This is a genomic window from Kitasatospora sp. NPDC024654 (assembly GCF_055559155.1).
Genome location: NZ_JBVHLF010000140.1, coordinates 1 through 5,674, shown reverse-complemented (window position 1 = coordinate 5,674; position 5,674 = coordinate 1). Strand labels below are relative to the sequence as shown.

Here is a 5,674-nt window from a genome sequence, read left to right as displayed (position 1 = left end):
CTCCTTCGGCGACCGGGACCGGGACAACCGTGGTGGTTTCGGCGGTGGCCGGGACCGCGACGACCGTGGTGGCCGTTCGTTCGGTGACCGTCCGGCCCGCTCCTTCGGCGACCGGGACCGGGACAACCGTGGTGGTTTCGGCGGTGGCCGGGACCGCGACGACCGTGGTGGCCGTTCGTTCGGTGACCGTCCGGCGCGCCCCTTCGGCGACCGGGACAACCGTGGTGGCGGCAGCAGCCGGCCGTTCGCCCGTCGGGACGACCACCGCTCCGGCGGCCGTCCGCAGGGTGGCTCCTCGTACGGCGACCGGGACAGCCGTGGCGGCCGTTTCGGTGACCGCGACAGCCGTGGCGGTAGCTTCAACGGCGGCGACCGCAAGCCGCGTTGGAAGAACTGACGACCGGTAGGTCGAACCCTCGGCGGGCCCGTTCCACTTCGGTGGGGCGGGCCCGCCGCTTTCGCGCCGGCGGTTGTTCTCCGGCTGAGAACAATTCGGTGGCGGGCCGGCGCCGGGCGCGCGTACCGTCGGGCGCATGAGCAGCAGACTGCACCGGACAGCGGTGGAGAACGAGGAGATCGCCGAGCGCGGGAGCTACCGGACCCCGGGCGGCGCGCTGGTGGACGTCGCGGCGCGACTGGCCGCGGCGCGGGCGGGGACGGTCTCGTACGCGCCCGAGCGGCTCGCCGAGCTGCTGGCCGCCGAGCCGGTACCCGGGGCGGGGACGCCGGTGGTCGAGGTGACCGCGGAGGGGAGCATGTCGGCGGCCCGCCGGCTGGCCGGAGCCGGTGACGGGTCCGCCGGCCGGGTCGGGGTGCTCAACTTCGCCTCGGCGCGCAACCCCGGCGGCGGCTACCTGCGTGGCGCGAAGGCCCAGGAGGAGGACCTCTGCCGCAGCGCCCTGCTGTACCACTGCCTGCTGGCCGCCCCCGACTACTACGTGGCGCACCGGGCCTCCGCCGACCTGCGGTACAGCCATCGGGTGATCTTCAGCCCCGACGTGCCGGTGATCCGGGACGACCGCGGCGAGTTGGCGGCCGGGCTGGGGCAGGTCTCGTTCCTGACCTCGCCCGCGCCCAACGCCGGCCAGCTGCAACTGCGTTCGGACGCCCCGGTCGACCTGGCCGACGTCCTGGCCGAGCGCGCCGCCCGGGTTCTCGCGGTGGCCGCCCGGCACGGCGTCCGGCGGCTGGTGCTCGGCGCCTGGGGCTGCGGCGTCTTCCGCAACGACCCGGCCGAGGTCGCCGAGGCCTTCGCGGTGGCCCTCGGGTCCTACGGCGCGGCCTTCGAGCGCGTGGTCTTCGCCGTCTGGGACCGCGCCGAGCCCTCGGCCAACCGCACCGCCTTCGAGCGGCGGTTCACCCCCTGAGCGGTGGCGTCACCGCTTGGTGGGCACCACCGCGGAGGCCGCGGCCACCACGCCCGTGACGGCGAGCACCGACGGCCAGGCGCCGATCTTCTTCGCCAGCGGGTGCGACCCGCCGAACGCCGCCACGTACAGCCCGGTCAACGCCACCGCGGCGGTCGTCCCGCTCTGTCGCTTCCACTGGTACGCGGACGCGGCACCCGCCGCTGCCAGCACCGCACCGCCCGCCTCCCGCCGCCCGCTCCACCGCGCGACCCCGTAACCGCCGATCAGCCCGGCCGCCGCCACCGCGGTACTGATGCCCTTCGCCATGCCGCTCTCCTCAACATCCGCACACGTCTGCCTGCCCCAGGGAAACCTCCCGGGCACCCCCACGGTTCCCGCCGGCCGTTAATGGGTCGCGGTTGGGGGTGGGGTCGGCCGAGACTGGAGTGGAAGGAGGGGGACTGAGATGCGCGTTCTGCTGTCGGGCGTGGTGGGGTCGACCGCGTACGGGTTGGCGCACGCGGGGTCGGACGTCGATCGGCTGGGCGTCTTCGCGGTGCCGACCGAGGAACTGCACGGTCTGCGCCGGCCGGTGGAGTCGCGGGTGACCACGGCACCGGACCGGAGTTGGCACGAGGCGGCGAAGTGGTGCCGGTTGGCCCTGGCGGGCAATCCGACGGTCTCCGAACTGGTCTGGCTGCCCGACGAGTTGTACGAGGTCAGGACGGCCCTGGGCGACGAGCTGATCGGGCTGCGACGGGCCTTCCTGAGCGCGCCGGCGGTACGGAGCGCGTATCTCGGTTATGCCACCCAGCAGTTCAGGAAGTTGCTGAACAAGGAGCACGCGGACCCCGCGCGCCGGGCCAAGCACGCCCGGCACCTGGTCCGGCTGCTGGAGCAGGGGACCGGGCTGCACGAGACCGGCGAACTGCGGGTCGCGCTCGCCGATCCGGAACGCGTGCGCGCCGACGGGGAACGCTTCGCGCGCGACCCGGGGCCGGCGGCCGAACTGCTGGCCGCCGCCGAGCGTCGCTTCGACCGCCCGGGCGCGCTCCCGCCGGCGCCGGACGAGCCGGCGGTCGAGGACTGGCTCCGCCGGGTCCGCCGGGCCCACCTGACGGCCGTTCCGGCGCGGCACGGAAAGGCACTGGCCAAGCCCTGGGGATCACCGGGTAGGATCTCCCCGGCAGGTGCCGTACCACCTACACGGTGGTCGGCCCGGCTGCTCCGGGCCGCTAGCTCAATCGGTAGAGCTGCGGACTTTTAATCCGTAGGTTCAGGGTTCGAGCCCCTGGCGGCCCACGTACGGCGAGGGGGTTACACCCCCTCTGACCTGCAGCACAGCACCCCGGCTACTTGCCTTGGTCGGGGTGCTGCTGCGTTTTCAGGCCGTCTGCGTGAGCGATGCGTGAGCGGACTGTGGATCAGTGCCGGGTGTGGTGGTGGACCGGGCGTCCTTCGGTGATCGTGCCCGGGGGACCAGCGCGGCGGCGGCCTCGGCCCGGGCGAGCGGGTGGTCGGGCTGGGTGGTGACGGCCACCGTTCGCTCGTCCGCTCGGCGGTGATGCCGCGGGTGTTCATCACCACGAGCGTGCCCGGATGCCCGGCGTCGAAGGCGATGGCGTTGCTGCCGTGCCCTCGCCTCGGCCGGCAGGAGGGCGGTCAGCACTCCTCACCCGGCGTGGTGGCGATGGAGTGGGAGCAGATGCCTGTGAGGGCCGCCCGCCTGGCGGTAAACGCAACCTGTTTGCTTTAAGACGCCGGAGAACCTACAGTCAACTAAAGCAAACCGTTAGCTTTTGGTGCGGGTGTGCTCCGCTGCTCCCACCCCGATCCGGAAGGACGTCGATGTCAACGTCCCTGACCGCTGTCGAGCTCACGCCGCCGGAGGCGGCCCGTTGGGCCGCCCGGGCCGGGCTTCCGCTGCCCACCGACCGTCACGCGGCGGTCGCGGCCACCGCCGACCACATCCACCGCGTCGTCGCGGTCCTGCGGGAGCTGGACTTCGGGGACACCCCGCCGGCCAGTGCCTACCGCGCAGGAGGGGAGACGCACGATGCAGCCGTATGAGCTCTCCCTCGCCGCCGCCGCGGAGGCGATCCGGACCCGGCGGCTGTCCCCCGTCGAGCTGGTGGACTCGGTCCTCGGCCGCATCGAACAGGTGGAGCCGCTCCTCGACGCCTACGTCACGGTCGACGCGGAGCGGGCGCGCCGGGCGGCGCGCGCGGCCGAGCACGAGTCGGCACACGGCCGTCACCGGGGGCCCCTGCACGGCATCCCGATGGGACTCAAGGACCTGATCGACGTCGCCGACTGGGCCACCACGGCCAGCTCCCGCGTGCGCGCCGATCACCGCGCGCGGGCCGACAGCACGGTCGCCGCGCGCCTGACGGCGGCCGGTGCGATCTTGCTCGGCAAGACGCACACCCACGAGTTCGCCTACGGCCTGACCACCCCGCAGACCAGGAACGCCTGGGACCGCGGCCGGGTCGCCGGTGGCTCGAGCGGCGGGTCCGCCGTCGCCGTCGCCTCGGGCACGGCGACCTTCTCCCTGGGCACCGACACCGGCGGATCGATCCGGGTGCCCGCCGCGCTCAACGGGGTCGTCGGCCTCAAGCCGACCTACGGTCTCGTCCCCCGCCACGGCGTGACGTCCCTGTCCTGGTCGTTGGACCACGTCGGCCCGATCACCCGTACCGTCGAGGACGCGGCCCTGGTGCTGACCGCACTGACCGGGCACGACCCGCGAGACCCCGCCTCGCTGGCCACCCCCGCCGTGGACTACCGGCCGGGCGCGGGTACGGACCTGACGGGGCTGCGGATCGGCCTGCCGCGCACCTACTACTTCGACCACCTCGAGGCGGAGGTGGAGGCCGCCGTCCGCCACGCCATCGGGCAGCTGGAAGCCCTCGGCGCACGGCTCGTCGAGGTCGACATCCCGATGACCCGCTACATCCAGCCCACCCAGTGGGGACTGATGGTGCCGGAGGCCACCGCCTACCACGAGCGCACCCTGCGCACGGTGCCCGAGCTGTACCAGGCGGACGTCCGCGTCCTCCTGGAGGCCGGCGAGCTGATGACCGCCGGGGACTACCTGCGCGCCCAGCGCTCCCGGACCCTGATGCGGCGGGAATGGGCACACGTCCTGGAGACGGTCGACGCGATCGCCGCCCCGACGGTCCCGATGACGGCGTCAGCGGCCGACCAGGCGACGGTCACCTGGCCCGACGGCACGGTCGAAGGCGTCTCCGACGCTCTCGTGCGCCTCTCCGCCCCCGCCAACATCACCGGGCTGCCCGCCCTGTCCATCCCGGTCGGCCACGACTCGGCGGGCATGCCGATCGGGATGCAGCTGCTCGGCCGACCGCTCGGCGAGCGCGCGCTCCTGCGGGTCGGCCATGCCCACGAGCGGACACAGCCCGCCCGAGCACTCGCGCCGGTGGCCTGAGCATGGCGCGTGGGCCGGCCCGGAACCCGCCGGCCCGGCCCACACGCCGGGCGACTCCGAAATGCCTGCCCTCAAACGCAATGACTGCGCTTTAAGGGGTGCGGCGAGTCGCAAGCAGGACCGGGTAGGAGCCGCTGTTCGAGCCCCGGCGGCCCACTTGAGGAGCCCCGGTCAGATCGCATCTGACCTGGGCTTCCGTCATTCGCGGCGGGTCCGTCAGGGGTGGGACCGCGCGGGTGCCCGGCCGCGGGGCGTACGGCTCTCCCGCGCGGCAGCGGCGAGCCTCGGGTGGGCGGGTACGATCCACGGCCATGGACTGGCTCGGACGGGTGGCGAGGCTTCGGCAGTGGTCGAGCAACGGGGTCAGGGCGCCGCACAAGCCCCTGCTGTTGCTGTACGCGCTCGGCAGCTACCAGCAGGACGCCGACCGTGCGCTGCGCTACAGCGTGGTGGAGGAGGAGTTGAAGCGGCTGCTGGCCGAGTACGGTCCGGCCAATCCCACCACGCCCGCGTACCCGTTCCACCACCTGGTCGGCGACGGCGTGTGGGAGGTCCGCACCGAGGCGGGCGCGGGGAGCCCGGGCAGCGGGGTGCGCGAGCTGCGCTCCAGCGGTGCCACCGGCCGGCTGGTGCCCGAGCTGCGTCGCGCGCTGGCGCGGGAGCCCTCGTTGCTAGGCCGGATGGCCCGGGTGCTGCTCGACATCCACTTCCCGCCGTCCCTGCACCCCGACCTGTGCGACGCGGTCGGGCTCGACCTGGAGCTGGCCGAGACCGAGGCGGTCGGGCCGGGGGGGGGGGGGGGGGGGGGGGGGGGGGGGGGGGGGGGGGGGGGGGGGGGGGGGGGGGGGGGGGGGGGGGGGGGGGGGGGGGGGGGGGG

At 74.3% G+C, this 5,674-nt stretch carries 6 protein-coding genes, 1 tRNA gene and 1 pseudogene; 7 read left to right on the top strand and 1 reads right to left on the bottom strand.

Features of this window, described 5'->3' with window-relative positions; genetic code table 11:
• Both ACZ38L_RS36585 and ACZ38L_RS36580 read left to right on the top strand, forming a co-directional pair.
• A pseudogene (locus ACZ38L_RS36585) lies at positions 1-397 on the top strand (DEAD/DEAH box helicase); the annotation flags it as partial.
• A 136-nt stretch (positions 398-533) separates the two neighbouring features.
• Complete coding sequence (locus ACZ38L_RS36580; protein ID WP_465701866.1) at positions 534-1,367, top strand: TIGR02452 family protein; 834 nt, start codon at positions 534-536, stop codon at positions 1,365-1,367.
• A 9-nt stretch (positions 1,368-1,376) separates the two neighbouring features.
• Here ACZ38L_RS36580 and ACZ38L_RS36575 read toward each other — a convergent pair whose 3' ends face one another.
• Entirely contained in the window at positions 1,377-1,676 is a 300-nt protein-coding gene (locus ACZ38L_RS36575) for a hypothetical protein (RefSeq protein WP_465701864.1), read from the bottom strand.
• A gap of 139 nt (positions 1,677-1,815) precedes the next feature.
• On the opposite strand from ACZ38L_RS36575, the gene ACZ38L_RS36570 reads away from it, so the two are divergent.
• From ACZ38L_RS36570 to ACZ38L_RS36550, 5 genes are all read left to right on the top strand, one after another.
• Positions 1,816-2,616, top strand: a complete 801-nt coding sequence (locus ACZ38L_RS36570; protein ID WP_465701876.1) for a nucleotidyltransferase domain-containing protein — start codon at positions 1,816-1,818, stop codon at positions 2,614-2,616.
• Positions 2,579-2,651, top strand: a tRNA-Lys gene (locus ACZ38L_RS36565). The genes ACZ38L_RS36570 and ACZ38L_RS36565 overlap by 38 nt, the downstream gene beginning before the upstream one ends.
• Before the next feature lie 558 nt (positions 2,652-3,209).
• The gene (locus ACZ38L_RS36560) at positions 3,210-3,419 is read left to right on the top strand and encodes a hypothetical protein (protein WP_465701874.1); all 210 of its coding nucleotides are present in this window, start codon (positions 3,210-3,212) and stop codon (positions 3,417-3,419) included.
• Positions 3,406-4,797 (top strand): amidase, encoded by a 1,392-nt coding sequence (locus ACZ38L_RS36555; protein WP_465701862.1) that lies wholly within the window; start codon positions 3,406-3,408, stop codon positions 4,795-4,797. The genes ACZ38L_RS36560 and ACZ38L_RS36555 overlap by 14 nt, the downstream gene beginning before the upstream one ends.
• Positions 4,798-5,108: 311 nt before the next feature.
• The coding region (locus tag ACZ38L_RS36550; RefSeq protein WP_465701860.1) for a phosphorothioated DNA-binding restriction endonuclease family protein at positions 5,109-5,674 on the top strand (566 nt) is incomplete at its 3' end.

Bases quoted from the DNA above. Each gene is read 5' to 3' on its own strand.
- ACZ38L_RS36580 (WP_465701866.1), top strand. From the start codon at position 534: ATGAGCAGCAGACTGCACCGGACAGCGGTGGAGAACGAGGAGATCGCC.
- ACZ38L_RS36555 (WP_465701862.1), top strand. From the start codon at position 3,406: ATGCAGCCGTATGAGCTCTCCCTCGCCGCCGCCGCGGAGGCGATCCGG.
- ACZ38L_RS36570 (WP_465701876.1), top strand. From the start codon at position 1,816: ATGCGCGTTCTGCTGTCGGGCGTGGTGGGGTCGACCGCGTACGGGTTG.
- ACZ38L_RS36575 (WP_465701864.1), bottom strand. From the start codon at position 1,676: ATGGCGAAGGGCATCAGTACCGCGGTGGCGGCGGCCGGGCTGATCGGC.